This is a genomic window from Streptomyces sp. NPDC031670 (assembly GCF_055580545.1).
The window spans coordinates 1-24,753 of sequence record NZ_JBVILC010000021.1; the positions used below are offsets into that span (position 1 = coordinate 1).

A 24,753-nucleotide genomic window follows, 5' to 3' on the forward strand; every position below is an offset into this window, starting at 1 on the left:
CCAACTCGACCAAGCCACCGAACAACACGGCAAAGGCGACCTCACCACCCTCCTCACCGGCAACGACACCTGGACCGTCACCCCCTGACACCACCAGGATCAACCGCCGACCGGGCCGCGCGGGCCTCGTCGTACGCGGCGCGGGCCCGCTCCACGTCTTCCATCCGTACGCCGGTCCACTCGGCGAGGGCCTGGACGCGTTCGGCTGCCTCGCGGCCGAGCGGGGTCAGTGAGTAGTCGACGCGGGGCGGGATGACCGGCTTGGCGTCGCGGTGCACGAAGCCGTCACGCTCCAGCGTCTGAAGGGTCTGCGTCAGCATCTTCTCGCTGACCTTGCCGACGTGCCTGCGCAGCTCGCTGAACCGGAACGACCGCTCCGTCAGCGCCAGGAGGACGAGGACACCCCAGCGGCTGGTGACGTGTTCCAGGACGAGCCGGTGCGGACACATCGCCTCGCGGAGGTCCTCGGTGGGCCGGGCACCGCCCGGGGTACTTACTGCCATACCAGTACCTTACTTCAAGGTGGGTACTTACGAATGGTTAGCGCCAGCCGTACGGTGAGTGGCACGCGCTCCGCACGGGAGCCCAGAGCCAAGGAGTCACCAGCCATGAGCATCGTCGTCACCGGAGCCACCGGAGCCCTCGGCCGTCTCGTCATCGACGAGCTGCTGACCGCGGGAGTCCCCGCGGACGGGATAGCCGCCGTCGTACGGAACAAGGAGAAGGCCGCCGGGCTCGCCGAGCGCGGTGTGGAGCTGCGGGTCGCCGACTACAGCGCGCCCGAGACGCTGGCCGGGGCCTTCCGCGCCGGCGACCGCGTCCTGCTGATCTCCGGCAGCGAGGTCGGGCAGCGGGTGGCGCAGCACAGTGCCGTGATCGCGGCGGCGAAGGAGGCCGGGGTGGCGCAGCTCGCGTACACCGGCATCCTCGGCGGCCCGGACGCCGACTTCGTCCTCGCGGACGAGCACCGGGCCACCGAGGAGCTGATCCTCGACTCGGGGCTGCCGTACACCTTCCTGCGCAACGGCTGGTACACCGAGAACTACACCGACCACCTGGAGCCGGTCCTGGCGCGCGGGGCGGTCGTGTCCAACGCGGGCGAGGGCCGGGTGGCCTCGGCCGCCCGTGCCGACTACGCGGCGGCTGCGGCGGCGGTGCTGACCGGTGAGGGGCACCTCGGCCGGGCGTACGAGCTCAGCGGCGACGTGGCGTGGTCCTTCGCCGAGTACGCGGCGGAGGTCGCGCGGGTCACCGGCAAGGAGATCGGCTACCGGGCCGTGACCCCCGAGGTGCACCTCGGCATCCTCACGGGCGCGGGCGTCCCGGCGCCGTTCGCCGAGATCCTGGTCGACGTGGACCTCGCGATCGAGCGGGGCCGGCTCGCGGGCACGTCCGGCGAGCTGTCGCGGCTGATCGGCCGGCCGACGACGCCGATCTCCCGGTCCATCGCCCAGGCGACCGCGGCGACCGTGGCCTGAACGGATCGCTCGATGGTCAGGACCGTTTTCGGATATAGGGCATGACAGGCGTGGCCACCTGACGCTACCGTCGATTTCGTCGACGCGCGCGCAGGGAGGGCCAGTGGCCGAAGAACCGACAACCGCAGCCGGTGAGCAGCGGGCAGGACTGCTGTACGGGATCGGCGCCTACGGGATGTGGGGCCTGGTCCCGCTCTTCTGGCCGCTTCTGAAACCGGCCGGCCCGGTCGAGATCCTGGCCCACCGAATGGTGTGGTCCCTCGGCTTCGTCGGCATCGCGCTCCTCGTACTGCGCCGCTGGGCGTGGATCGGCGAACTCGTGCGCCAGCCGCGCCGGCTGGCGCTCATCGGGCTCGCCGCCGCCGTGATCACGGTCAACTGGGGCGTCTACATCTGGTCGGTGAACTCCGGCCATGTCGTCGAGGCGTCCCTCGGCTACTTCATCAATCCGCTGGTCACCATCGCGATGGGCGTCTTGCTGCTCAAGGAGCGGCTGCGCCCGGTGCAGTGGGTGGCGGTGGCGACCGGCGCGGTGGCGGTGGTCGTCCTGGCGGTGGGAGCGGGCAGGCCGCCGTGGATCTCGTTGACGCTGGCGCTGTCGTTCGCCACGTACGGGCTGGTGAAGAAGAAGGTCAACCTCGGCGGGCTGGAGTCGCTGGCAGCCGAGACGGCGATGCAGTTCGTGCCGGCGCTGGCGTATCTGATGTGGCTGGGGACGCGCGGGGAGGCGACCTTCGCGTCCGAGGGCGCGGGTCACGGGGCGCTGCTCGCGGCGACCGGCATCGTCACGGCGGCGCCGCTGGTCTGCTTCGGGGCGGCGGCGATACGGGTACCGCTGTCCACGCTGGGGCTGCTCCAGTACCTGGCCCCGGTGTTCCAGTTCGGCCTGGGCATCCTGTACTTCCACGAGGCGATGCCGCCCGAGCGGTGGGCCGGGTTCTCGCTGGTGTGGCTGGCGCTGTCGCTGCTCACCTGGGATGCGCTGCGGGCGGCCCGGCGCGGGAGGGCGGCGCTCGCGGCAGCGGCGGCCGAATGCCACGTGGAGCCGCTGCCGGTGGAACCGCTGCCCGCGCGGGGGGCGGCACCGGGCGCGCGCTGACCAGGCCGTTGCAGGACGGGCGGGGCCGGGGCTCCACTTCCGGCCACTGTCCGCCCATCGGACACCCGTGACCGGAATCCGTTCTTGACGGTGAGTCAACCCCTCCCTGAACATCAGGCTCGCGTTTCCGTCCCATCCCCGAACGGAATACGGAGCCCCCACATGCGCATCAAGCACCCCACACACCCCAGAACCACCCGCGCGGCCCGCATCGCGGCCACCGCCACCGCCACCGCCGCGGCCCTCGGCATCGGCATCGGCCTCGGCGCCCCCGCCGTACAGGCCGCCCCCACCGCCACCCCGGTCGCCGCCGCCGCGCCGGACATACCGATCGCCAACGTCAAGGCGCACCTCACCCAGCTCCAGCAGATAGCCAACGCCAACGGCGGCAACCGCGCCCACGGCCGCGCCGGATACAAGGCCTCCCTCGACTACGTGAAGGGCAAGCTGGACGCGGCCGGGTTCACCACTTCCGTCCAGCAGTTCACCTCCTCCGGCGCCACCGGCTACAACCTGATCGCCGACTGGCCCGGCGGGGACACCTCGCAGACCGTGATGGCGGGCGCGCACCTCGACTCGGTCACCGCGGGCCCCGGCATCAACGACAACGGCTCCGGCTCGGCCGGCATCCTGGAGACCGCGCTCGCCGTATCCCGCGCGCAGCTCAAGCCCGACAAGCACCTGCGGTTCGGCTGGTTCGGCGCCGAGGAGCTGGGCATGGTCGGCTCCAAGTACTACGTCAACAGCCTCTCGACGGGCGACCGCGGCAGGATCTCCGCCTATCTGAACTTTGACATGATCGGCTCGCCCAACCCGGGTTACTTCGTCTACGACGACGACCCGGCCCTGGAGAAGGTCTTCAAGGACTACTTCGCGACCCTCTCCATACCCACCGAGATCGAGACGGAGGGCGACGGCCGCTCCGACCACGCCCCGTTCAAGAACGCCGGGATACGCGTCGGCGGTCTCTTCTCCGGCGCCGACTACACCAAGACCTCGGCCCAGGCCCAGAAGTGGGGCGGCACGGCGGGCCGCGCGTTCGACGCCTGCTACCACTCCTCCTGCGACACCAGCGCCAACATCAACGACACGGCGCTCGACCACAACAGCGACGCCATCGCCTACGCGCTGTGGCAGCTGTCCGCCGGAACCACCACCCCGCCCACCGGCGACACGTACGAGAACACCACCGACGTCACCATCCCGGACTCCCCCGGCGCGGCCGTGACCTCGTCGGTCTCCGTGACCGGGCGTACGGGCAACGCGCCCTCCGCGCTGAAGGTCGGGGTGAACATCGTCCACACCTACAGCGGCGACCTCGTGGTCGACCTCATCGGTCCGAGCGGCAAGGCGTACCGGCTGCACAACTCCTCGTCGGACGCCACGCCGAACATCGACACCACGTACACCGTCAACGCCTCCACGGAGACGGCGAACGGGACGTGGAAGCTGAAGGTGCAGGACAAGGGGCCGCAGGACACCGGCTACATCAACAGCTGGAAGCTGACCTTCTGACCCTCAGCGGGTATGCGCGTGCATGTACCGCACGCGCATACCCGCTTACCCGTTTCAGCTCGCGGCCGAAGCCCGCAGCGCGCGCATGACGTGGGCGACCAGCACCGCGATCCTGTCCGGGTCGTGGAACGGCCGCTTCAACGCGTGCCGGTAGTACAGCGGCCCGTACAGCATCTCCACCGCCAGCTCCAGATCCGCGTCCGGCGGCAGCTGGCCCGCCCGTTGACCGGCCCGCAGCCGCTCGTACACCAGCGCCACCCGCGGCACGACCAGCGTCTCGTTGACGGCCGTGGCCAGCGCCTCGTCATGGAGCAGCTCGGAGAGGATCCCCGTGTACGCGGGGCCGATCACCGGAGAGGTGAAGACCCGCATCACGCTGGTGACATGCGTCACGATGTCGGTGTCCACGTCGCCCGTGTCGGGCAGCGGCGACGTACTGACCACGGCCTCGATCACGGCCTCCAGGAGCACCGCGCCCTTCGTCGCCCACCAGCGGTAGATGGTCTTCTTGCTCACCCCGGCACGAGCGGCGATGCCCTCGATCGTCACGCGTCCATAGCCGTTTTCCGAGCACAATTCGAGGGCTGCGGAGAGGATCGCGCGGCGCGATCTCTCGCTCCGGCGCCGGGGGTTGGGGGCGTGGCGTGGCGGCTCGGTCACGGGGCGAGTCTATGAGGACGGTCCGTAGCGTATTGACAGCGGAATGGTCTGCTCCAAGAATGTGCCAAGGAAACGGCACGTGTCGTGTCGAGCCGCCACGGGGGTCGGCTCGCACGGCCGTCCCGTTCCTCTTCGCCCACCCCCGTCTCCCGGGCGCCGTTCGCGCTCAGGCCGTGATGTCCTTCGCCGTGAAGCGCGCCCAGGCCGCGGCCCCGAACACCGCCACGTACAGCGCCTGCAACTCCAGGTTCTTCACCAGCTGGTCCCAGTAGACCGGCACCCGCAGCAGGTCCGCGAGGGACAGCCAGTAGTGCGGGAAGAGATAGGGCTGTATCGCGTGCAGCTGGGGGATCTGGTCCAGGATCTGCACGGTGATCAGCAGGCCGACCGTCGCCGCCATCGCCGCGACACCGCTGCCGGTGAGGGTGGAGATGAACAGGCCGAGCGCGGCCATGCCGGTCAGCGACAGGGCCACCGCCCCGGCGACCGCCAGCGCGCGCACCAGCCCCTCGGTGAACGATATCTCCGTACCGGAGAGGGTCGTGACGTCGCCGAGCGGGAAGAGCAGCGCCCCCACGGCGAGCCCGGACGCCGCCACGACCAGGGTCGCCAGCAGGCAGAACGCCAGCGTCGAGGCGTACTTCGCGAGCAGCAGCCTGGTCCGGCCCGCCGGGGCGACCAGGAGATAGCGCAGGGTGCCCGCGTTGGCCTCGCCCGCTATCGCGTCGCCCGCGACCACGCCGATCGCCATCGGCAGGAAGACGGGGAGGGTCGCGGCGAGCCCCGCGAAGACGAGGAACAGTCCGTTGTTGGTGATCTGCGAGATGAAGGCCGGGCCGCCACCGCCGTCGGGTCCGGCCGAGCCGCCGCCGCGCGTCTCGATCTTCACGGCGATGCCGATCAGGATCGGGACGACCGCGAGGACCCCGAGCAGCGCGAGGGTGCGCCACCGCCGTACGACGGTCACCAGCTCGGACCGGAAGAGCCCGAGCGTCCAGAGGGCGCCGGGCCGCCGGCCCTCGGCACCGACCGCGCCGGAGGTCACCGGCGCCGCCTCGGCCCGCCCCACGACGGGACCGCTCGAATCACTCGGACCGGCCGAACCGGCCCGGACAGTTGACGTGGGCGCGTCCTGCGCCGCGTTCACCTCAGCCCGCGACATCGAACCCCTCCCCCGTCAGCGCCACGAAGGCGTCCTCCAGCGAGGCCCGTTCGACCCCGAATGCCCTCACCCGTACGCCCCCGTGCACCAGCGCCGCGTTGAACTCGGCCAGTTCCACCTCGTCCGGCGGGAGCTCACCGGTCACCCGGTCTCCGTCCACGGTCACGTCCGCCACCCCGCGCTCCTTGAGCAGCCGGGCCGCGTCGGCCGGGTCCGGGGTGGTGACCGCGAGCCGGCCGCGGTTGCCCCCCGCCAGCTCGGCCACCTCGCCCTGGACGACCAGCCGGCCCTGGGTCATCACCGCCGCGTGCGTGCAGAGCTGCTCGATCTCGTCGAGGAGGTGCGAGGAGAGGAAGACCGTGGTGCCGTCGGCCGCGAGCTCGCGCACCAGGGCGCGGATCTCCCGCATGCCCTGCGGGTCGAGGCCATTGGTCGGCTCGTCCAGGACCAGCAGCTTGCGCGGCTGGAGCAACGCGGCGGCGAGCCCCAGCCGCTGCTTCATCCCCAGCGAGTACGCCCGCGCCTTCTTGCCGGACGCGGCGGCAAGACCGACCCGGTCCAGCGCGTGGGCGACCCGGCTCGCACGGGTGCGGGGGTCGGCGGTCGGGTCGGCGGAGTCATACCGGACGAGGTTGTCGCGGCCGGAGAGGAATCCGTACAGCGCGGGGCCCTCGATCAGGGCGCCCACCTGCGGCAGGACCGTGCGGCCCGCGTGCGGCATGGGGCTGCCGAGGACCCGGGCCGTGCCGGAGGTCGGCGCGATCAGGCCCATCAGCATGCGGATGGTGGTCGTCTTGCCCGAGCCGTTGGGGCCGAGGAAGCCGAAGATGCTGCCGCCGGGGACGGTGAGGTCCAGCCCGTCCACGGCCAGTTGGCCACCGCGGTATCTCTTGGTGAGACCGCGCGTTTCGATGACCGATGGAGAGTTCCCCACCCCGCCCCTTCCCTTGCCGGGTGCTGCGCCCCGGGCCCCCGTCGTCTGCGGAATCGCGACCCGTGCGCCCGCACGGGTCACGGGTGGTGGGCGGAAGGGGGACGGGACCGGGTGCCCGGGGCCGCGACCCCGAACCCCGAATCCCCGTCCCCCCTCGCGCCGACCGCGGTGTCTACTTCGCGGCGTTGGCCGCGTTCACCAGCGCGTCCTTGGTGACCGCGCCCACGAACACCTTGCCGTCGTCCGTCACCAGCGCGTTGATCAGACGGGTCTTGAAGACCGTGCCCGAGCCGAACTTGCCCGTGACCTTGTCGCCCAGGGAGCTGAGGAACTTCTCGGCCTCCGGCGGGACACCGCCCCTGCCGCCCTTGCCGGAGTGCGCGGACGGGATGCCCTTACCTCCTGGAACGTCGAGGCGGGCGATGGAGTTCCAGCCCTTCCCGATGACGTCGAGCCCCTTGAACGCGCTGCCCTCGGCGCCCTTGAAGCCCTTCTCGCCGCGGCCTGCGTGGCCCTTGCCGTCGTCCTGGGTGACCTTCGCACCCCTGGGCGGCGTGAAGTGGAACGTCGAGGCGGACGGCTTGCCGAAGTCGACCTTCGTGAAGCCCGCGTCGACCACCGCCTTGCCCCCGCCGGCCGGCGCGAGCGTGAACTTCAGCGGCACCCCGTTCCCGGCGTCCACCGCGATCCGGATCGCGCCGATGGTCGAGCCGGACTGCTTCGGCTTGATCACCAGCTGGTAGGCGTCCCGGCCCGCCACATGGGAGGTGCCGTCCACGGTCACCGAGGTGGTCGGGTCGACGGACTTCAGAGCCTGCTCGGCCAGCGCCCTGGGCGTGGTCGGCAGGGACTCGGGGGTCCCGCCCGGACGGCCGTGGCCCTTGGCCGCGCCGCCCCCGTGGCCCTTCTCGCCGCCGGCCGCCCGCTGGGAGTGGTAGACCTCGTTCGAGGAGCTGTCGTACGCCCACACGTCGTCCCCGCTGTGGATGACGCTGTACTCCGACGCCTTGTCGAGCACCGACAGCTTCTGCCGGTCGGGGCCGTCGGCCGCGACCCGCAGGGTGTGCGTGCCGGACGCGAGCTCCATCAGCTTGCTGTCGGGCGAGGCGGAGGACCCGCCTCTGTCCGCGCCGCCGCCCTTGGGGGCGAAGGAGTCGAGGCCGCCCAGGGACGGCAGGCCCAGATCCGTGGTGATCTTCACCGTGCCGGAGAGCTGCTGGGCGTCCGACGCGGCGATCTTCTCTATGAGCTGCTGTGCGCTGATCTTCGGCAGATCCGGGTCACCTGAAGCCGCGAGCGCCGGGACCAGCCCGATGGTCGCAGCCGCCACCCCCGCCACCCCGACCGGGACCAGGTACCGGGCGGCCTTGCGGCGGCCCGCGACGAGGTCCCCGGCCTCCTCGGTGGTGTGTGCGCTGTCGTTCGGTGCCATGTGTGCCTTACCTCCGTGGTCGGCGGCGTCCGTCCGTAGTGCTGCGCTCTGTCCACCCCGCGCCGCCATTCTCACCCGAATTGGTCAGGAGTGGTGTTCTCAATCTGACCAAATCAGCCGCCCTCAGGCGTCACCCTCCGGGAGCAACCTCGTGTACCTCTCTGGGATGACACCTGTGTGCGACAGCCGACCCGACCAGTAGGGGATGTACGTCGCGTACCTGTCAGACACCTGTCAGGGGCGGCAACTCCGCCGAGGCCAGGAGGGGTTGCCGCCCGGCCAACGTCAACCCTCCTCGGCCCGACCGGCACTGAGCGCTCTTCAGCCGCGGTCCGGGCGCTCGTCCGCGCGCCGGCTCGTACGCCGGACCGGGCCCCCGCCGCCCCGCCCCCACGGCGGCGCCGCCGCGCGCCACCGCTCCGGGACCGGTTCACTGGTGTTTCGCCAGGTATGCGGCCGTTCGCACAGCGCTACCGAACCCGCGACGATGTGACCTGGGTCACACTCTTGCCTGATCGGGTGTTCGAGTTGCTTTGGGCCGGAATCCGTACATCTGAATAAGAGCACCGGTGAACAAGAGCAGCCGGCACCGGCCGTGTACCACCAAAGGGGATCGCCATGCTCAGCGTCCACCGCATCGCCGTCGGCGCCGCAGCCGGGACAGCCGTCCTGGCGCTGGCCGCCACGGGATGCGGAAGCAACACCAGCAGCAGCAAGACCGAGAAGCCGTCCACGACGGCACCCGCGACCCCTGATCCGGCCGCCTCCACCCTCGCCGCCGCCCAGGTCGACAAGGTCGGCACCGTCGTCACGGACGGCAGCGGATACGTCCTCTACCGCTTCGACAAGGACACCGCGAAGCCGTCCCACTCCGCCTGTCTGGCCGCCTGCGCGGCGATCTGGCCCCCGGTCCCCGCCACCGGCACGCTGACCGTCAAGGGCGTCGACAAGGCCCTGGTCGGCAAGGTCGCCCGCCCCGACGGCACCACGCAGCTGACCCTCGGGGGCTGGCCGCTGTACCGGTACGCCAAGGACGACGCGCCCCGCGAGGCGTACGGGCAGGGCGCGGCCGGCACCTGGTTCGCGATCACTCCGACCGGGGGCAAGGCCACCGCCGACACGGGCGGCGGCACGACCTCCGGCGGTGTCAGCACACCGCCGGACGGCTCCGGGTACTGAGGCCATCCGCCGGGCCGACGGGTACGGGGACTAGCCCGCGCGGTGCACCACCGCGTCGCACAGCTCCTCCAGAGCCGCCTTCGCGTAGCACTCCGGCAGCGGGGCCAGCGTGGCGCGGGCCTCCTCCGCGTACCGCACGGTGTCCCTGCGGGCCTGTTCGAGCGCCGGGTGCACCCGCAGCCGGCGCAGCACCTCGGCGTGCCGGGCGTCGTCCGTCAGATCGCCGTCGAGGAGCGCGACCAGCTCCAGGTCCTCCGGGCGCCCGTGCTGGGCGGCGTGCGCCCGCAGGTGCAGGACCGGCAGCGTGGGGATGCCCTCGCGCAGGTCGGTGCCGGGGGTCTTGCCGGACTCGTGCGAGTCGCTGGCGATGTCCAGGACGTCGTCGGCCAGCTGGAACGCGGTGCCGAGCCGCTCGCCGTACTGCGTGAGGATGTCCACGACCGACTCGTCGGCGCCCGACATCATCGCGCCGAACCGGCCGGAGACGGCCACCAGCGAGCCGGTCTTGCCGGCGAGCACGTCGAGGTAGTGGTCCACCGGGTCGCGGCCGTCGCGCGGGCCCGCGGTCTCCAGGATCTGGCCGGTGACCAGCCGTTCGAACGCCTCGGCCTGGATGCGCACGGCCTCCGGGCCCAGGTCGGCCAGGATGTGCGAGGCGCGGGCGAACAGGAAGTCGCCGGTGAGGACCGCGACCGAGTTGTCCCAGCGGACGTTGGCGCTGGGTACCCCGCGCCGCACCTCGGCCTCGTCCATGACGTCGTCGTGGTAGAGCGTCGCCAGATGCGTGAGCTCCACGACCACGGCCGAGGGCACGACACCCGGCGCGTAGGGGTCGCCGAACTGCGCGGCGAGCATCACGAGCAGCGGCCGGAAGCGTTTGCCACCCGCGCGCACGAGGTGCTGCGCGGCCTCCGTGATGAAGGGGACCTCGCTCTTGGTGGCGTCGAGCAGGCCCGCCTCGACTGCCGCCAATCCGGTCTGGACATCGGCCTCAAGAGCCTGGTCCCGCACGCTCAGCCCGAACGGCCCGACGACGGTCACGAGGGGTACTCCTGTCTGCTGACGATCACACGGATTGTCGATGTGTCGCTGCCTTCACTCAAGTCAGCGTATCCGGTCGTTGTTCGATCACCGTTGGCGCCTTCCCGTCACCCCCCGCGCACAGCCCGATAGACCCCGGTATGTTCGTGATCAGCCCATATCTTAGGAAAGATGCCGATTGTCCGGAACCCACCGAGACCGTGACCGGCCCGGCGCCGAGGGATGGCTGACCATGCGGATCCGCACCGACTTCCCGTACGAGACGACCCGCACGGACGTGCTCGTCCCGCTCCCGGACGGGACACGGCTGTACGCACGGATCTGGCGTCCGGTGACCGAGGAGCCGGTCCCGGCGCTGCTCGAATACGTGCCCCACCGCCTCACCGACGCGACCGCGCCGCGCGACCACCAGCGCCATCCGTGGTACGCGGGCCACGGCTACGCCTCCGTACGCGTCGACGTGCGCGGGCACGGCAACAGCGAGGGGCTGCCGGGCGACCGGTGCGACGCGACCGAGCTCGCGGACGGGGTCGCGGTCGTCGAGTGGCTCGCCGCGCAGCCCTGGTGCGACGGCGGCGTCGGCATGATCGGGATCTCCTGGGGCGGCTTCAACTCCCTCAAGATCGCGGCCCTCGCGCCCGGGCCGCTCAAGGCGGTCGTCACCGTCTGCGCGCCGGACGACCGCTATGACAACGACGGGCACTACCTGGGAGGTTCCGTCCTCGCCGGAGCCATGCACGCACGGGCGGCGCGGACGCTGGCGTTCACGGCGCGCCCGCCGGACCCGGAGCACGTCGGCGAGCGGTGGAGCCGGCTGTGGGCGGACCGGCTGGAGGCCCTGGAGCCGCCCCTGCACATCTGGCTGGCGCACCAGCGGCGCGACGACTACTGGCGGCACGGCAGCGTCCGGGAGGAGTACGGGGCGGTCCGGGCCGCCGTGCTCGCGGTGGGCGGCTGGCACGACCCGTACCGGGACACCGTGCTGCGCCTGGTGGAGCAGCTGCCCGCGGACCGGGTGCGCGGGCTGATCGGGCCGTGGTCGCACCAGTACCCGGACCGGGGGCTTCCGCCGGGACCCGCCATCGGCTTCCTCCAGGAGACCCTGCGCTGGTGGGACCAGTGGCTCCGGGGCCGGGACAGCGGGATCATGGACGAGCCGCTGCTGCGCTCCTGGATCAGCGACTCGCACCGGCCCGCCACGGTGTACGGGGAGCTGCCCGGCCGCTGGGTCGGCGACCCGGCCTGGCCCTCCCCGCACGTCACCCCCGTCGTGTACACGCTCGGGGGCGCCCCGGTCCGGGTCGACTCCCCGCAGCACACCGGGCTGGACGCGGGCCGCTTCCTCCCGTCCGGCGGCGACGGCGATCTGCCGCCGGACCAGCGGGCGGAGGACGCGCACTCGGCGGCGTTCGACTTCGCGGTACCCCTGGACGGGCCGCCGCTGGAGATCCTGGGGCGTCCACGGGTGACGCTGCGGCTGCGGGTGGACGTGCCGTTCGGGCAGGTCGTCGCGCGGCTCTGCGATGTGGCCCCGGACGGCTCGTCCACGCTGGTCACCCGGGGCGCGCTCAATCTCTCCGCCCGCGAGGGCCCGGACCGCGCGGACGCCTGGCCGCTGGGCGCCACCCAGGACGTGACGTTTCCCCTCGCCGGCATCGGCCACGCCTTCCCGCCCGGCCACCGCGTCCGCCTGGCGGTCTCCTCCGCGTACTGGCCGTGGCTCTGGCCGCAGGCGGACTCGGTGGGATTCACGCTCGACCCGCGGGACAGCGCCCTGAGCCTGCCGGTCCGCGAGCGCACGACCGACAAGATCGCCTTCGAGGAGCCCGAGCAGGCGGCACCGCTCAACGTGGTCTGCCCCGAGCCGCTGGACGAACCCCGCCCCGAGCGCCTGGTCGTCCGCGATGTCGCCAAGGGCGAGTGGCGCCTCGAAGTGACCCCCCGCTCCGGCGGTACGAAGGTCCACCCCGACGGTCTGGAGGTCACCGAGGAGGTCGTGGAGACATACACGATCGAGGAGGCGGACCCGCAGTCCGCGCGCGCCCGCTCCGACTGGACGCTCCGGCTGCACCGGCCGGAGCTCGCCTGGAACGTGACCATCACCACCCGCTCCGAGCTCGCCTGCGACGCGGCGGACTTCCTCACCTCGGACGAGGTGGTGTGCCGCGACGGCGACGAGGTCGTCTTCCACCGGACCTGGGAGAAGCGCATCCCCCGGACGGCGGGCTGAGGCGGCCCGGTTCGGGGCACTGCCCGGGCAACCGCCGCCGACGTAACGTGTCCTCCACACCCGTGGAAAGCGAGGCAGGCACAGATGTCCGAGCAGAGCCCGCTCGACCTGGCCGAGGGCGATCCCTTCGGCCCGCACAACCTTCCGTACGGCGTCTTCTCCACGCCCGACGCGCCCGGCCACCGCCGCGTCGGCGTCCGCGTCGGCGACCACGTCCTGGACGCGGGGGCAGCCGCGCACGCGCTCGGCTCCCCGTACGCGGCACTGCTCGCGAAGCCCACACTGAACCCGCTGCTCGCGGCAGGGCGCACGGCCTGGCGCGATGTGCGGCGCGCGCTCACCGCGTGGGTGACGGTGCCCGCGCACCGGCCCGACATCGAGCCCCTGCTGCACCCGCTGGACACGGTCACCCTGCATCTGCCGTACGAGGTCGCGGACTACGTCGACTTCTACGCGAGCGAGCACCACGCCACCAACGTGGGCCGGATCTTCCGCCCGGACGGGGACGCGCTCACCCCCAACTGGAAGCATCTGCCCATCGGTTACCACGGCCGGTCCGGCACGATCGTGGTGTCGGGGACGGACGTGGCGCGCCCGCACGGGCAGCGCAAGGCGCCCTCGGACCCGGCGCCGGTGTTCGGCCCCTCGGTGAAGCTGGACATCGAGGCCGAGGTGGGCTTCGTGGTGGGCACCCCCTCCGAGCTGGGCAGGCCGGTGGAGCTGGCCTCCTTCGAGGACCACGTCTTCGGCCTGTTCCTGCTGAACGACTGGTCGGCGCGGGACATCCAGGCCTGGGAGTACGTGCCGCTGGGCCCCTTCCTCGGCAAGTCCTTCGCCACCTCCGTCTCGGCGTGGGTGACGCCGCTGGAGGCGCTGACGGCCGCCCGGGTGGCCCCGCCCGCGCGGGACTTCCCGCTGCTGCCCTACCTCGACGACGCGGGGGCGGAGGTCCCCGGCGGCTTCGACATCCACATCTCGGTCGCCCTCAACGGGCAGGTGGTGGCCGAGCCGCCGTTCGCCGGCATGTACTGGACCGCCGCCCAGCAGCTCGCCCATATGACGGTGAACGGCGCCTCGCTGCGCACCGGCGACGTGTACGGCTCGGGGACCGTGAGCGGCCCCGAGCGCGACCAGCGCGGCTCCTTCCTGGAGCTCACCTGGAACGGTACGGAGCCGATGGACCTGCCCACCGGCAAGCGCACGTTCCTGGAGGACGGCGATGTCGTCACCATGACCGCGTGGGCCCCCGGCCCGGACGGCGTCCGGGTCGGCCTCGGCGAGGTCACGGGCCGGATCGTCGAGTCCTAGCGGGGCAGGCGTCGAGTCCCGGCGGGGCAGGCGTCGAGTCCCGGCGGGCCGGGGCAGGCAGTCCCGGCGGGGCAGGCAGTCCCGGCGGGGCAGGCAGTCCCGGCGGGCGGGGCAGGCGGAGGGGCGCTCGGCGCGCCCTCCGCCTACTCCTGCTCCTGCTCCTGCTCCCCCAGCACCGCCAGCACGCCCTCGCCGTACGTCAGCAGCTTCTTCTCGCCCACCCCCGCGATCGTGCCCAGCTCCTCCACCGATCCGGGGCGGGCCACGGCGATCTCCCGCAGGGTGGCGTCGTGGAAGATCACATACGCGGGGACGCCCTGCTCCCGGGCCTGCGCGGCCCGCCAGGCGCGCAGGGCCTCGAAGAGCGGCGCCGCCTCCTGCGGGAAGTCGGCCGGGGCGGCCTTGGCCTTGCCCGCGCCCCGGGCCCGGGCAGCGCGCTCCGGCTTGGCCGGCTCCGAGCGCAGCCTGACCTCCCGCTGACGCCCCAGGACCTCGGCGCTCGTCCCGGTCAGGACCAGCGTCCCGTACTCCCCCTCCACCGCCAGCAGGCCCTGGGCGAGCAACTGCCGCACCACGCCCCGCCACTGGGCCTCGGAGAGGTCCTCGCCGATGCCGAACACCGACAGCGCGTCGTGGTCGAACTGGATGACCTTCGCGGTCTTGCGGCCGAGCAGGATGTCGATGATCTGGCCGGCCCCGAACTTCTGGCGCCGCTCCCGCTCCAGCCGCACCACCGTCGACAGCACCTTCTGCGCCGCCACCGTGCCGTCCCAGGTCTCGGGCGGGTTCAGACAGGTGTCGCAGTTGCCGCAGTGGGCGGCCGGGGCGTCCTGGCCGAAGTACTGCAGGAGCTGGGCGCGGCGGCACTCGGCGGTCTCGCAGAGCGCCAGCATCGAGTCCAGGTGCGCGCCCGCCCGGCGCCGGAACGCCTCGTCGCCCTCCCCGCCCTGGATGAGCTTGCGCTGCTGGACCACGTCCTGGAGGCCGTACGCCATCCACGCGGTGGACGGCAGGCCGTCGCGGCCCGCGCGGCCCGTCTCCTGGTAGTACCCCTCGACCGACTTGGGCAGGTCCAGATGGGCGACGAACCTGACGTCCGGCTTGTCGATGCCCATGCCGAACGCGATGGTCGCCACCACGACGAGGCCGTCCTCGCGCAGGAAGCGGGACTGGTGCAGCGCGCGCGTGGCCGCGTCCAGGCCCGCGTGGTACGGCACGGCCGCCACGCCGTTGTCGTTCAGATACTGCGCGGTCTTCTCCACCGACGCGCGCGAGAGGCAGTAGACGATGCCCGCGTCCCCGTCGTGCTCCTCCTTCAGGAAGGACAGGAGCTGCTTCTTGGGGTCGTTCTTCGGCACGATCCGGTACTGGATGTTGGGCCGGTCGAAGCTCGCCTCGAAGTGGCGGGCGTGCGGCATCACGAGCCGGTCGGTGATCTCGCGGTGGGTGACCCGCGTCGCCGTCGCCGTCAGGGCGATGCGCGGCACGTCCGGCCAGCGCTCCCCCAGCATCGACAGCGCCAGGTAGTCCGGCCGGAAGTCGTGGCCCCACTGCGCCACGCAGTGCGCCTCGTCGATCGCGAAGACGGAGATCTTGGCCCGGGAGAGCAGATCGAGGGTGGCCTCCACGCGCAGCCGCTCGGGGGCCAGATAGAGCAGGTCGAGCTCGCCCGCGAGGAGCTCCGCCTCCACCGTGCGGCGCTCGTCGAAGTCCTGGGTGGAGTTGATGAACCCGGCCCGCACGCCGAGTGCCCGCAGCGCGTCCACCTGGTCCTGCATCAGGGCGATGAGGGGCGAGACCACGACTCCCGTACCGGGTCTGACCAGGGCGGGGATCTGGTAGCAGAGCGACTTGCCGGCGCCCGTGGGCATGAGCACCACGGCGTCGCCGCCGCCGACCACGTGCTCGATGACCGCGCCCTGGTCGCCACGGAAGCTCTCGTAGCCGAAGACCCGGTTCAGCGTACGCAGCGCCTCGCTCTCGACCGCCGCCCCGGCCGTCGTCCCGGCCGCGGCCCCGGCCACCGGCTGGTCCACCGGCTGGTCCACCACCTCGACCGCCCCTTCCGTCCCGTTCATCCCGCCGTCCCCCACCGTCGTTCTCCTGTCTCCGCCACCCCTGCCACGATAGGGCGCCGCGCGGACACCCCCTGCCGCACTCCGCCCAGATCCGGCCAAAGCCGCAGGTCAAGTGGGGCGAAAAGTTATCCACAGGCCCCGATGGGGGTAGCGCGGAGCCCCGGCACGCCGTGGCGTACCGGGGCTCCTGAATCTGTCGGGGGCACGGGGAGCCGCGCGGGCGGCCACCACGGCCGGCCGGCGTATCCCCGGCCCCGCCGAGCGCTACCGCACGAACACCCCCGCCTGACCGGCCAGGTCCAGGAAGTACTGCGGCGCCACACCCAGCACCAGCGTCACCGCGACACCGACACCGATCGCCGTCATCGTCAGCGGCGAGGGCACGGCCACGGTCGGCCCGTCCGCCTTCGGCTCGCTGAAGAACATCAGCACGATCACCCGGATGTAGAAGAACGCGGCGATCGCCGAGGAGATCACACCGACCACGACCAGCGAGCCCGCGCCGCCCTCCGCCGCCGCCTTGAAGACCGCGAACTTCCCCGTGAAGCCGGAGGTCAGCGGGATACCGGCGAAGGCGAGCAGGAAGACCGCGAAGACCGCCGCCACCAGCGGCGAACGGCGGCCGAGCCCGGCCCACTTGGACAGGTGTGTCGCCTCGCCGCCCGCGTCGCGCACCAGCGTGACGACCGCGAACGCCCCGATCGTCACGAACGAGTACGCGCCGAGGTAGAAGAGCACCGACGAGATCCCGTCCGCGTTGGTAGCGATCACACCGGCGAGGATGAAGCCCGCGTGCGCGATCGACGAGTACGCGAGGAGCCGCTTGATGTCGGTCTGGGTGATCGCCACGATCGCGCCGCCGACCATGGTGACGATGGCGACGCCCCACATCACCGGCCGCCAGTCCCAGCGCATGCCGGGCAGCACCACGTACAGCAGCCGCAGCAGCGCGCCGAAGGCGGCGACCTTGGTGGCGGCGGCCATGAAGCCGGTGATCGGGGTGGGCGCGCCCTGGTAGACGTCCGGCGTCCACATGTGGAACGGCACCGCGCCCACCTTGAACAGCAGCCCCATCAGGAGCATCGCGCCGCCGATCAGCAGCAGCGCGTCGTTGCCCATGGTGCCCGCGAGCGCCGGGTCCACGGTCTGGACCGTGCCGTCCACGACGTCCGCGATCGTCGCGTACTGGACGGAGCCCGCGTATCCGTAAAGAAGGGCGATGCCGAACAGCAGGAACGCCGACGAGAAGGCGCCGAGCAGGAAGTACTTCACCGCCGCTTCCTGCGACATGAGCCGCTTGCGGCGGGCCAGCGCGCAGAGCAGATAGAGCGGCAGGGAGAAGACCTCCAGGGCCACGAAGAGCGTCAGCAGGTCGTTGGCCGCCGGGAACACCAGCATCCCGGAGACGGCGAAGAGCGCCAGCGGGAAGACCTCGGTGGTCGTGAAACCGGCCTTGACCGCGGCCTTCTCGCTGTCGCTGCCGGGCACGGACGCGGCCTGCGCGGCGAAGGAGTCGACCCGGTTGCCGTGGGCGTCCGGGTCCAGGCGGCGCTCGGCGAAGGTGAAGACGGCGACGATCGAGGCGAGGAGAATGGTCCCCTGGAGGAAGAGCGCCGGGCCGTCGACGGCCACCGCGCCCATCGCCGCGATGTGCGCCTTCGTCGTGCCGTACCCGTCCGCGGCGAGTCCGACGACCGCGGCGAAGGCGGCGGCGAGCGCGACCACCGAGAGGAACACCTGGGCGTAGTACCGGCTTCTGCGCGGGACGAACGCCTCGACGAGGACGCCCACCACCGCCGCGCCGAGCACGATCAGCGTGGGTGCCAGCTGGGCGTACTCGATGTGCGGCGCCGGGATCTTGTCGACCTTCCCGTCGGCCGCCGTCGTCCACAGGCTGTGGACAGCTGCTGCTGTGCTCACTGGGCCGCCTCCACCACGGGCTCGGGGTCCTTTTTGTGTACGTCGGACATGGTGTGCTGGACCGCCGGGTTGACGATGTCGGTCAGCGGCTTGGGATAGACCCCCAGGAAGACCAGGACCGCGATCAGGGGGGCGACCACCAGGAGCTCGCGGACCTTCAGGTCGGGCATGCCCCGCACCTCGTCCTTGACCGGGCCGGTCATCGTCCGCTGGTAGAGCACCAGCACGTACAGCGCGGCCAGCACGATGCCCAGCGTGGCGATCACGCCGATCGCCGGGTAGCGGCTGAACGTGCCCACCAGGACCAGGAACTCGCTCACGAAGGGCGCGAGGCCCGGCAGCGAGAGCGTCGCCAGACCGCCCACCAGGAAGGTGCCCGCCAGCAGCGGGGCCACCTTCTGCACCCCGCCGTAGTCCGCGATCAGACGCGAGCCGCGGCGCGAGATCAGGAAGCCGGCCACCAGCATCAGCGCTGCCGTCGAGATCCCGTGGTTGACCATGTAGAGCGTGGCGCCGGACTGGCCCTGGGTGGTCATCGCGAAGATGCCCATCACGATGAAGCCGAAGTGCGAGATCGAGGCGTACGCCACCAGGCGCTTGATGTCGCGCTGGCCGACCGCCAGCAGCGCCCCGTAGATGATGCTGATCACGGCGAGGACCAGGATCACCGGCGTGGCCCACTTGGAGGCCTCGGGGAAGAGCTGGAGGCAGAAGCGGAGCATCGCGAAGGTGCCGACCTTGTCGACCACCGCCGTGATCAGCACCGCGACCGGGGCCGTGGCCTCGCCCATCGCGTTCGGCAGCCAGGTGTGCAGCGGCCACAGCGGGGCCTTCACCGCGAAGGCGAAGAAGAAGCCGAGGAACAGCAGCCGTTCGGTGTTGGTCGCCATGTCCAGCGAGCCGTTCGCGCGCGCCGCCGCGATCTCGTCGAGCGAGAAGGTCCCGGCGACGTCGTAGAGGCCGATCACCGCGGCCAGCATGATCAGACCGCCGACCAGGTTGTAGAGCAGGAACTTGACCGCCGCGTACGACCGTTGGGTGGCCGCCGCCTCGTCCCCCCGCGCCGCGTCGGCGGCGGATCGGTACGAACCGTGCGCCCGGTCGCCGAAGCCGCCGATCAGGAAGTACATCGGGATCAGCATGGCTTCGAACAGGATGTAGAAGAGGAAGACGTCGGTGGCCTCGAAGGAGAGGATCACCATCGCCTCGACGGCGAGGATCAGGGCGAAGAAGCCCTGGGTGGGCCGCCAGCGGCTGCTGCTGGTCTCCAGGGGATCGGCATCATGCCAACCCGCCGCAATGATGAACGGGATCAGCAGGACCGTGAGCGCGATCAGCGCCACTCCGATGCCGTCCACGCCCAGTTCGTAGCGGACGCCGAAGTCCTTGATCCAGGCGTGCGACTCGGTCAGTTGGTACCGGTCGCCGCCCGGCTCGAACCGGACGAGCTGGACGGCGCCGAGCACCAGCGTGCCGAGCGAGACCAGCAGCGCCAGCCACTTGGCGGCCGTCCGCCGCTCGGCCGGGACGGCGGCGGTGGCGATCGCGCCGACCGCCGGGAGCGCCGCCGTCGCGGTAAGGAGGGGGAACGACATGCCTTACACCGCCCTCATCAGCAGGGTCGCGGCGATGAGCACCGCCGCACCTCCGAACATCGAGACCGCGTAACTGCGGGCGAAGCCGTTCTGCAGCTTGCGCAGTCGGCCCGAAAGGCCGCCGAACCCGGCCGCGGTGCCGTTGACCACTCCGTCGACCAGGGTGTGGTCGACGTACACCAGCGAGCGGGTGAGGTGCTCGCCGCCGCGGACCAGGACCACGTGGTTGAAGTCGTCCTGGAGGAGGTCGCGGCGGGCGGCCCGGGTGAGCAGCGAGCCGCGCGGGGCGGTGACCGGGACCGGCTTGCGTCCGTACTGGAGGTACGCGAGACCGACGCCGATCAGCAGCACCGTGACGGTGGCCGCGGTGACCACGCCCTCGCTCACCGGCGAGTCGCCGTGCGAGAGGCTCGTGACCGGCTCCAGCCACTTCACGAACGACTCGTTGATGCTGAAGAGCCCGCCCGCGAGGACCGAGCCGAAGGCCAGCACGATCATCGGGATCGTCATGGTGCCGGGCGACTCGTGCGGGTGCGGCTCGGCGTGCTCCCCGCGGTGCTCGGCGGCCGGCTCCACGCTCGGCTCGGCCGGCGACGGGGTCGGGGCGTCCCGCCAGCGCTCCTCGCCGAAGAACGTCATCAGCATCACGCGCGTCATGTAGTACGCGGTGATGGCCGCGCCCAGCAGGGTGACCGCGCCGAGGATCCAGCCCTCGGTGCCGCCCTTGGCGAACGCGGCCTCGATGATCTTGTCCTTGGACCAGAAGCCGGACAGCCCCGGGAAGCCGATGATGGCGAGGTAGCCGAGGCCGAAGGTGATGAAGGTGACCGGCATGTACTTGCGCAGACCGCCGTACCTGCGCATGTCGACCTCGTCGTTCATGCCGTGCATCACGGAGCCCGCACCGAGGAAGAGCCCGGCCTTGAAGAAGCCGTGGGTCACCAGGTGCATGATCGCGAAGGGGTAGCCGATGGGGCCGAGGCCGGTGGCGAGGACCATGTAGCCGATCTGCGACATGGTCGAGCCCGCCAGGGCCTTCTTGATGTCGTCCTTGGCGCAACCGACGATCGCACCGAACAGGAGCGTGACCGCGCCGACGACCACCACGACCGTCTGCACGTCCGGCACCGCGTTGAAGATCACGCCGGAGCGGGTGATCAGATAGACGCCGGCGGTCACCATCGTCGCCGCGTGGATCAGGGCCGAGACCGGGGTCGGGCCCTCCATCGCGTCCCCGAGCCAGGACTGCAGGGGCACCTGGGCGGACTTGCCGCAGGCGGCGAGCAGCAGCATCAGGCCGATGGCGGTGTTGCGGCCGTCGCCGGTCTCGCCGACCTCGTTGAAGACGGTCGAGAAGGCGAACGAGCCCCAGGTGGTGAACATGATCATGATGGCGATGGACAGGCCCATGTCGCCGACCCGGTTGACCAGGAAGGCCTTCTTGGCCGCCGTCGCCGCGCTCGGCTTGTGCTGCCAGAAGCCGATGAGCAGGTAGGACGCCAGACCCACGCTCTCCCAGCCCACGTACAGCAGCAGGTAGTTGTCGGCGAGGACCAGCAGGAGCATCGCCGCCAGGAACAGGTTGAGGTAGCCGAAGAACCGGCGGCGGTTCTCGTCGTGCTCCATGTAGCCGATCGAGTAGATGTGGATCAGCGTGCCCACACCGGTGATCAGCAGGACGAAGGTCATCGACAGCTGGTCGAGCTGGAAGCCGACGTCGGCCTGGAAGCCCTCCACGGGGACCCAGCTGAACAGGTGCTTGTGCACCGCCCGGTCGTCGGCCGAGCGGCCCAGCATGTCGGCGAAGAGCGCCACACCGAGGCCGAAGGAGACGGCCGCGAGCAGGGTGCCCAGCCAGTGTCCGACGGCGTCGAGCCGCCGTCCGCCGCACAGCAGGACGGCCGCTCCGAGCAGAGGCGCCGCGATGAGCAGCGCAATCAGGTTCTCTGTGTTTCCCACGGTTCTAGCGACCCCTCAGAGCTTCATCAGGCTGGCGTCGTCGACCGATGCCGAGTGGCGGGAACGGAAGAGCGACACGATGATGGCGAGCCCGACCACGACCTCCGCGGCGGCGACGACCATCGTGAAGAACGCGATGATCTGGCCGTCGAGGTTGCCGTGCATCCGGGAGAAGACCACGAACGCGAGGTTGCAGGCGTTGAGCATCAGCTCGACGCACATGAAGACCACGATCGCGTTCCGCCTGATGAGCACGCCGGCCGCGCCGATGGTGAACAACAGGGCTGACAGATAGAGATAGTTGACGGGATTCACTTCGCGGCCTCCTCTTCCCTGCCGAGCCGTTCGGCGGAGCGCTGCTCCAGCGCCTTCAGGTCCGACAGCGCCTCGCTGGAGACGTCACGGATCTGGCCCCGGCCGCGCAGCGTCTGGTTGACGGTGAGCTCCGACGGCGTGCCGTCGGGGAGCAGGCCCGCGATGTCCACCGCGTTGTGCCGGGCGTAGACACCCGGGGCCGGCAGGGGCGGCAGGTGCTTGCCGTCGCGCACGCGCTTCTCGGAGAGCTCGCGCTGGGTCATGGCGCGCTCGGTGCGCTCGCGGTGGGTGAGGACCATGGCGCCGATCGCCGAGGTGATCAGCAGGGCGCCGGTGATCTCGAAGGCGAACACGTACTTGGTGAAGATGAGGGCGGCCAGGCCCTCCACATTGCCCCCGGCGTTGGCCTCCTTGAGCCCGTCGAAGTGCTTCAGGGAGGCGTTGGCGATGCCCGCGACGAGGAGCACCCCGAAGCCGATCCCGCAGACCGCGGCCCAGACGCGCTGGCCCTTGATGGTCTCCTGGAGCGAGTCGGCCGCGGTGACACCGACCAGCATCACCACGAAGAGGAAGAGCATCATGATCGCGCCGGTGTAGACGACGACCTGGACGATGCCCAGGAAGTACGCCCCGTTGGCGAGGTAGAAGACCGCCAGGATGATCATCGTCCCGGCCAGGCACAGCGCGCTGTGCACGGCCTTCTTCATCAGTACGGTGCACAGCGCGCCGATGACGGCGACGGTGGCGAGCACCCAGAACTGGAACGCCTCCCCGGTGGAGGTCGTCGTGGCGGAGACGGCGAGCTGCATCACGCGTCCACCTCCTCGGGCTGCTCCCCGTTGGCGGACTGCTCCCCGTTGGCGGGCTGCTCGGGGGCCGGGGGCCGCTCGCCCCGGGAGACCGCGACCTGGCGGACCGTGCCGGGGGCGGCCTCGGTGACCAGGCCCCGGTAGTAGTCGCCCTCGGTCATACCGGGGTGGATCGCGTGCGGCGAGTCGACCATGCCCTCGTCGAGCCCGGCGAGCAACTGCTCCTTGGTGTAGATCAGGTTGGCGCGGCTGGTGTCGGCCAGTTCGAACTCGTTGGTCATCGTCAGCGCGCGCGTGGGGCACGCCTCGATGCACAGGCCGCACAGGATGCAGCGGGCGTAGTTGATCTGGTAGACGATTCCGTACCGCTCGCCCGGCGAGTAGCGCTCCTCGTCCGTGTTGTCGGCGCCCTCCACATAGATCGCGTCGGCCGGGCACGCCCAGGCGCACAGCTCGCAGCCGACGCACTTCTCCAGGCCGTCCGGATGCCGGTTGAGCTGGTGGCGCCCGTGGAAGCGGGGGGCCGTGGTCTTCTGCTGCTCCGGATACTGCTCGGTCAGCCGCTTCTTGAACATGGCCTTGAAGGTCACGCCGAAGCCGGCCACCGGGTTCAGGAACTTGCCCTCGGACGAAGCCCCGGGTTCCCCCGAAGTCTCCGCCGGTTCCGATGACTTAGACACCCTCGTCCTCCCTTCCGTCACGGTCACTCTCAGTATCCGACCCACCACTGACAACCAACTCCCGCTGGTGCCTCGGGCGTCGGCGCGGCACCGGCGGAAGGGTCTGTCCGGGCAGCGGTGGCACCGGGAACCCGCCCGCCATCGGGTCGAACGCGGGTGGCTCGGCCTCGGCCGCCGACTCATCCCGGCGGCCCCGGAAGACATCCGCGACCAGGGAGATCAGCAGGACCGCGACGACCGCGCCACCGACGTAGAGCACGATCCTGGAGAAGTCGTGGCCGTCGTTGCGCAGCGCGCGCACGGTCGCCACCAGCATCAGCCAGACGACCGAGACCGGGATGAGGACCTTCCAGCCCAGCTTCATCAGCTGGTCGTAGCGGACGCGGGGCAGCGTGCCGCGCAGCCAGATGAAGAAGAACAGCAGCAGCTGGACCTTGATGACGAACCAGAGCATCGGCCACCAGCCGTGGTTGGCGCCCTCCCAGAAGGTGGACACGGGCCACGGGGCCCGCCAGCCACCCAGGAAGAGGGTGGTCGACACCGCCGAGACGGTGACCATGTTGACGTACTCGGCCAGCATGAAGAGCGCGAACTTGATCGACGAGTACTCGGTGTTGAAGCCGCCGACGAGGTCGCCCTCGGACTCCGGCATGTCGAAGGGGGCGCGGTTGGTCTCGCCCACCATGGTGACGACGTAGATGATGAAGGAGACCGGCAGCAGCACGATGTACCAGCGGTCGTGCTGCTGGGCGACGATCTCCGAGGTCGACATCGACCCCGAGTAGAGGAAGACCGAGGCGAACGCGGCGCCCATCGCGATCTCGTACGAGATCATCTGCGCGCACGAGCGGAGCCCGCCGAGCAGCGGGTACGTCGACCCGGAGGACCAGCCCGCGAGCACGATGCCGTAGATGCCGACCGAGGCGCACGCGAGGATGTAGAGCATCGCGATCGGCAGGTCGGTGAGCTGCATCGTGGTGCGGTGGCCGAAGATCGAGACCTCGTTGCCGGACGGCCCGAAGGGGATCACGGCGATCGCCATGAAGGCGGGGATCGCGGCGACGATCGGGGCCAGGACGTAGACCACCTTGTCGGCCCGCTTGACGACCACGTCCTCCTTCAGCATCAGTTTGATGCCGTCGGCGAGGGACTGGAGCATCCCCCAGGGGCCGTGCCGGTTGGGGCCGATGCGCAGCTGCATCCAGGCGACGACCTTGCGCTCCCAGACGATCGAGAACAGCACGGTCACCATCAGGAACGCGAAGCAGAACACGGCCTTGAGGGCGATGAGCCACCAGGGGTCGCGGCCGAACAGGGAGAGGTCCTCGGCCGCGAGGAAGGTCGGGGTCACGCGCGCAC

At 71.0% G+C, this 24,753-nt stretch carries 20 protein-coding genes; 6 read left to right on the forward strand and 14 right to left on the reverse strand.

What is annotated here, in order from left to right; translation table 11 throughout:
- Window positions 1-77 precede the first annotated feature (77 nt).
- On the reverse strand, window positions 78-503 hold the full coding sequence (locus tag ACZ5ID_RS29680; protein ID WP_468903932.1) for a winged helix-turn-helix transcriptional regulator: 426 nt from the start codon (window positions 501-503) through the stop codon (window positions 78-80).
- Window positions 504-608: 105 nt separating this feature from the next.
- Here ACZ5ID_RS29680 and ACZ5ID_RS29685 point away from each other — a divergent pair, with 105 nt between their 5' ends.
- The 3 genes from ACZ5ID_RS29685 to ACZ5ID_RS29695 all read left to right on the forward strand — a co-directional run bounded on the left by ACZ5ID_RS29685 (window position 609) and on the right by ACZ5ID_RS29695 (window position 4,092).
- Entirely contained in the window at window positions 609-1,478 is an 870-nt protein-coding gene (locus ACZ5ID_RS29685; RefSeq protein ID WP_468903934.1) for an SDR family oxidoreductase, read from the forward strand.
- 175 nt (window positions 1,479-1,653) lie between these two features.
- Window positions 1,654-2,577 carry an EamA family transporter RarD gene (gene rarD / locus ACZ5ID_RS29690; protein WP_468904139.1) on the forward strand — a complete coding sequence of 308 codons (924 nt, stop codon included), beginning with the start codon at window positions 1,654-1,656 and terminating at the stop codon, window positions 2,575-2,577.
- A 162-nt stretch (window positions 2,578-2,739) separates the two neighbouring features.
- Window positions 2,740-4,092: a M28 family metallopeptidase gene (locus ACZ5ID_RS29695; protein WP_468903936.1), complete on the forward strand. Its 1,353-nt coding sequence runs from the start codon at window positions 2,740-2,742 to the stop codon at window positions 4,090-4,092.
- A gap of 54 nt (window positions 4,093-4,146) precedes the next feature.
- Here ACZ5ID_RS29695 and ACZ5ID_RS29700 read toward each other — a convergent pair whose 3' ends face one another.
- From ACZ5ID_RS29700 to ACZ5ID_RS29715, 4 genes are all read right to left on the reverse strand, one after another.
- A complete protein-coding gene (locus tag ACZ5ID_RS29700; RefSeq protein ID WP_468903938.1) occupies window positions 4,147-4,752 on the reverse strand; it encodes a TetR/AcrR family transcriptional regulator in 606 nt (201 codons plus the stop codon).
- A 166-nt stretch (window positions 4,753-4,918) separates the two neighbouring features.
- Window positions 4,919-5,914: an ABC transporter permease gene (locus tag ACZ5ID_RS29705; protein ID WP_468903940.1), complete on the reverse strand. Its 996-nt coding sequence runs from the start codon at window positions 5,912-5,914 to the stop codon at window positions 4,919-4,921.
- Complete coding sequence (locus tag ACZ5ID_RS29710) at window positions 5,901-6,848, reverse strand: ABC transporter ATP-binding protein (protein ID WP_468903942.1); 948 nt, start codon at window positions 6,846-6,848, stop codon at window positions 5,901-5,903. Before ACZ5ID_RS29710 ends, ACZ5ID_RS29705 begins: the two co-directional genes overlap by 14 nt.
- Window positions 6,849-7,020: 172 nt before the next feature.
- Window positions 7,021-8,280 (reverse strand): LolA family protein, encoded by a 1,260-nt coding sequence (locus ACZ5ID_RS29715; protein WP_468903945.1) that lies wholly within the window; start codon window positions 8,278-8,280, stop codon window positions 7,021-7,023.
- Window positions 8,281-8,898: 618 nt separating this feature from the next.
- Here ACZ5ID_RS29715 and ACZ5ID_RS29720 point away from each other — a divergent pair.
- Entirely contained in the window at window positions 8,899-9,459 is a 561-nt protein-coding gene (locus ACZ5ID_RS29720) for a hypothetical protein (RefSeq protein WP_468903947.1), read from the forward strand.
- A gap of 30 nt (window positions 9,460-9,489) precedes the next feature.
- On the opposite strand, the gene ACZ5ID_RS29725 is transcribed toward ACZ5ID_RS29720, so the two are convergent.
- A complete protein-coding gene (locus tag ACZ5ID_RS29725; protein WP_468903950.1) occupies window positions 9,490-10,500 on the reverse strand; it encodes a polyprenyl synthetase family protein in 1,011 nt (336 codons plus the stop codon).
- Window positions 10,501-10,732: 232 nt separating this feature from the next.
- Between ACZ5ID_RS29725 and ACZ5ID_RS29730 the strand changes: the two genes are divergently transcribed.
- Both ACZ5ID_RS29730 and fahA read left to right on the forward strand, forming a co-directional pair.
- Window positions 10,733-12,730: a CocE/NonD family hydrolase gene (locus ACZ5ID_RS29730; RefSeq protein WP_468903953.1), complete on the forward strand. Its 1,998-nt coding sequence runs from the start codon at window positions 10,733-10,735 to the stop codon at window positions 12,728-12,730.
- Between the two features lie 84 nt (window positions 12,731-12,814).
- Window positions 12,815-14,038 (forward strand): fumarylacetoacetase, encoded by a 1,224-nt coding sequence (gene fahA, locus ACZ5ID_RS29735; protein WP_468903956.1) that lies wholly within the window; start codon window positions 12,815-12,817, stop codon window positions 14,036-14,038.
- 143 nt (window positions 14,039-14,181) lie between these two features.
- Here fahA and recQ read toward each other — a convergent pair whose 3' ends face one another.
- The 8 genes from recQ to nuoH all read right to left on the reverse strand — a co-directional run bounded on the left by recQ (window position 14,182) and on the right by nuoH (window position 24,745).
- Window positions 14,182-16,116, reverse strand: a complete 1,935-nt coding sequence (recQ, locus tag ACZ5ID_RS29740) for a DNA helicase RecQ (RefSeq protein ID WP_468903958.1) — start codon at window positions 16,114-16,116, stop codon at window positions 14,182-14,184.
- 264 nt (window positions 16,117-16,380) lie between these two features.
- Entirely contained in the window at window positions 16,381-18,036 is a 1,656-nt protein-coding gene (nuoN, locus tag ACZ5ID_RS29745; protein ID WP_468903961.1) for an NADH-quinone oxidoreductase subunit NuoN, read from the reverse strand.
- Window positions 18,033-19,631, reverse strand: a complete 1,599-nt coding sequence (locus tag ACZ5ID_RS29750; RefSeq protein ID WP_468903963.1) for an NADH-quinone oxidoreductase subunit M — start codon at window positions 19,629-19,631, stop codon at window positions 18,033-18,035. Before ACZ5ID_RS29750 ends, nuoN begins: the two co-directional genes overlap by 4 nt.
- 3 nt (window positions 19,632-19,634) lie before the next feature.
- Window positions 19,635-21,590, reverse strand: coding sequence for an NADH-quinone oxidoreductase subunit L (nuoL, locus tag ACZ5ID_RS29755; protein WP_468903966.1), 1,956 nt, complete (start codon window positions 21,588-21,590; stop codon window positions 19,635-19,637).
- Window positions 21,591-21,605: 15 nt separating this feature from the next.
- A complete protein-coding gene (nuoK, locus tag ACZ5ID_RS29760; protein WP_067163047.1) occupies window positions 21,606-21,905 on the reverse strand; it encodes an NADH-quinone oxidoreductase subunit NuoK in 300 nt (99 codons plus the stop codon).
- Complete coding sequence (locus ACZ5ID_RS29765; RefSeq protein ID WP_468904141.1) at window positions 21,902-22,714, reverse strand: NADH-quinone oxidoreductase subunit J; 813 nt, start codon at window positions 22,712-22,714, stop codon at window positions 21,902-21,904. The genes nuoK and ACZ5ID_RS29765 overlap by 4 nt, the downstream gene beginning before the upstream one ends.
- Window positions 22,714-23,394 (reverse strand): NADH-quinone oxidoreductase subunit NuoI, encoded by a 681-nt coding sequence (gene nuoI / locus ACZ5ID_RS29770; RefSeq protein ID WP_468903968.1) that lies wholly within the window; start codon window positions 23,392-23,394, stop codon window positions 22,714-22,716. The genes ACZ5ID_RS29765 and nuoI overlap by 1 nt, the downstream gene beginning before the upstream one ends.
- Window positions 23,387-24,745, reverse strand: a complete 1,359-nt coding sequence (nuoH, locus tag ACZ5ID_RS29775) for an NADH-quinone oxidoreductase subunit NuoH (RefSeq protein ID WP_468903971.1) — start codon at window positions 24,743-24,745, stop codon at window positions 23,387-23,389. Before nuoH ends, nuoI begins: the two co-directional genes overlap by 8 nt.
- Window positions 24,746-24,753 lie beyond the last annotated feature (8 nt).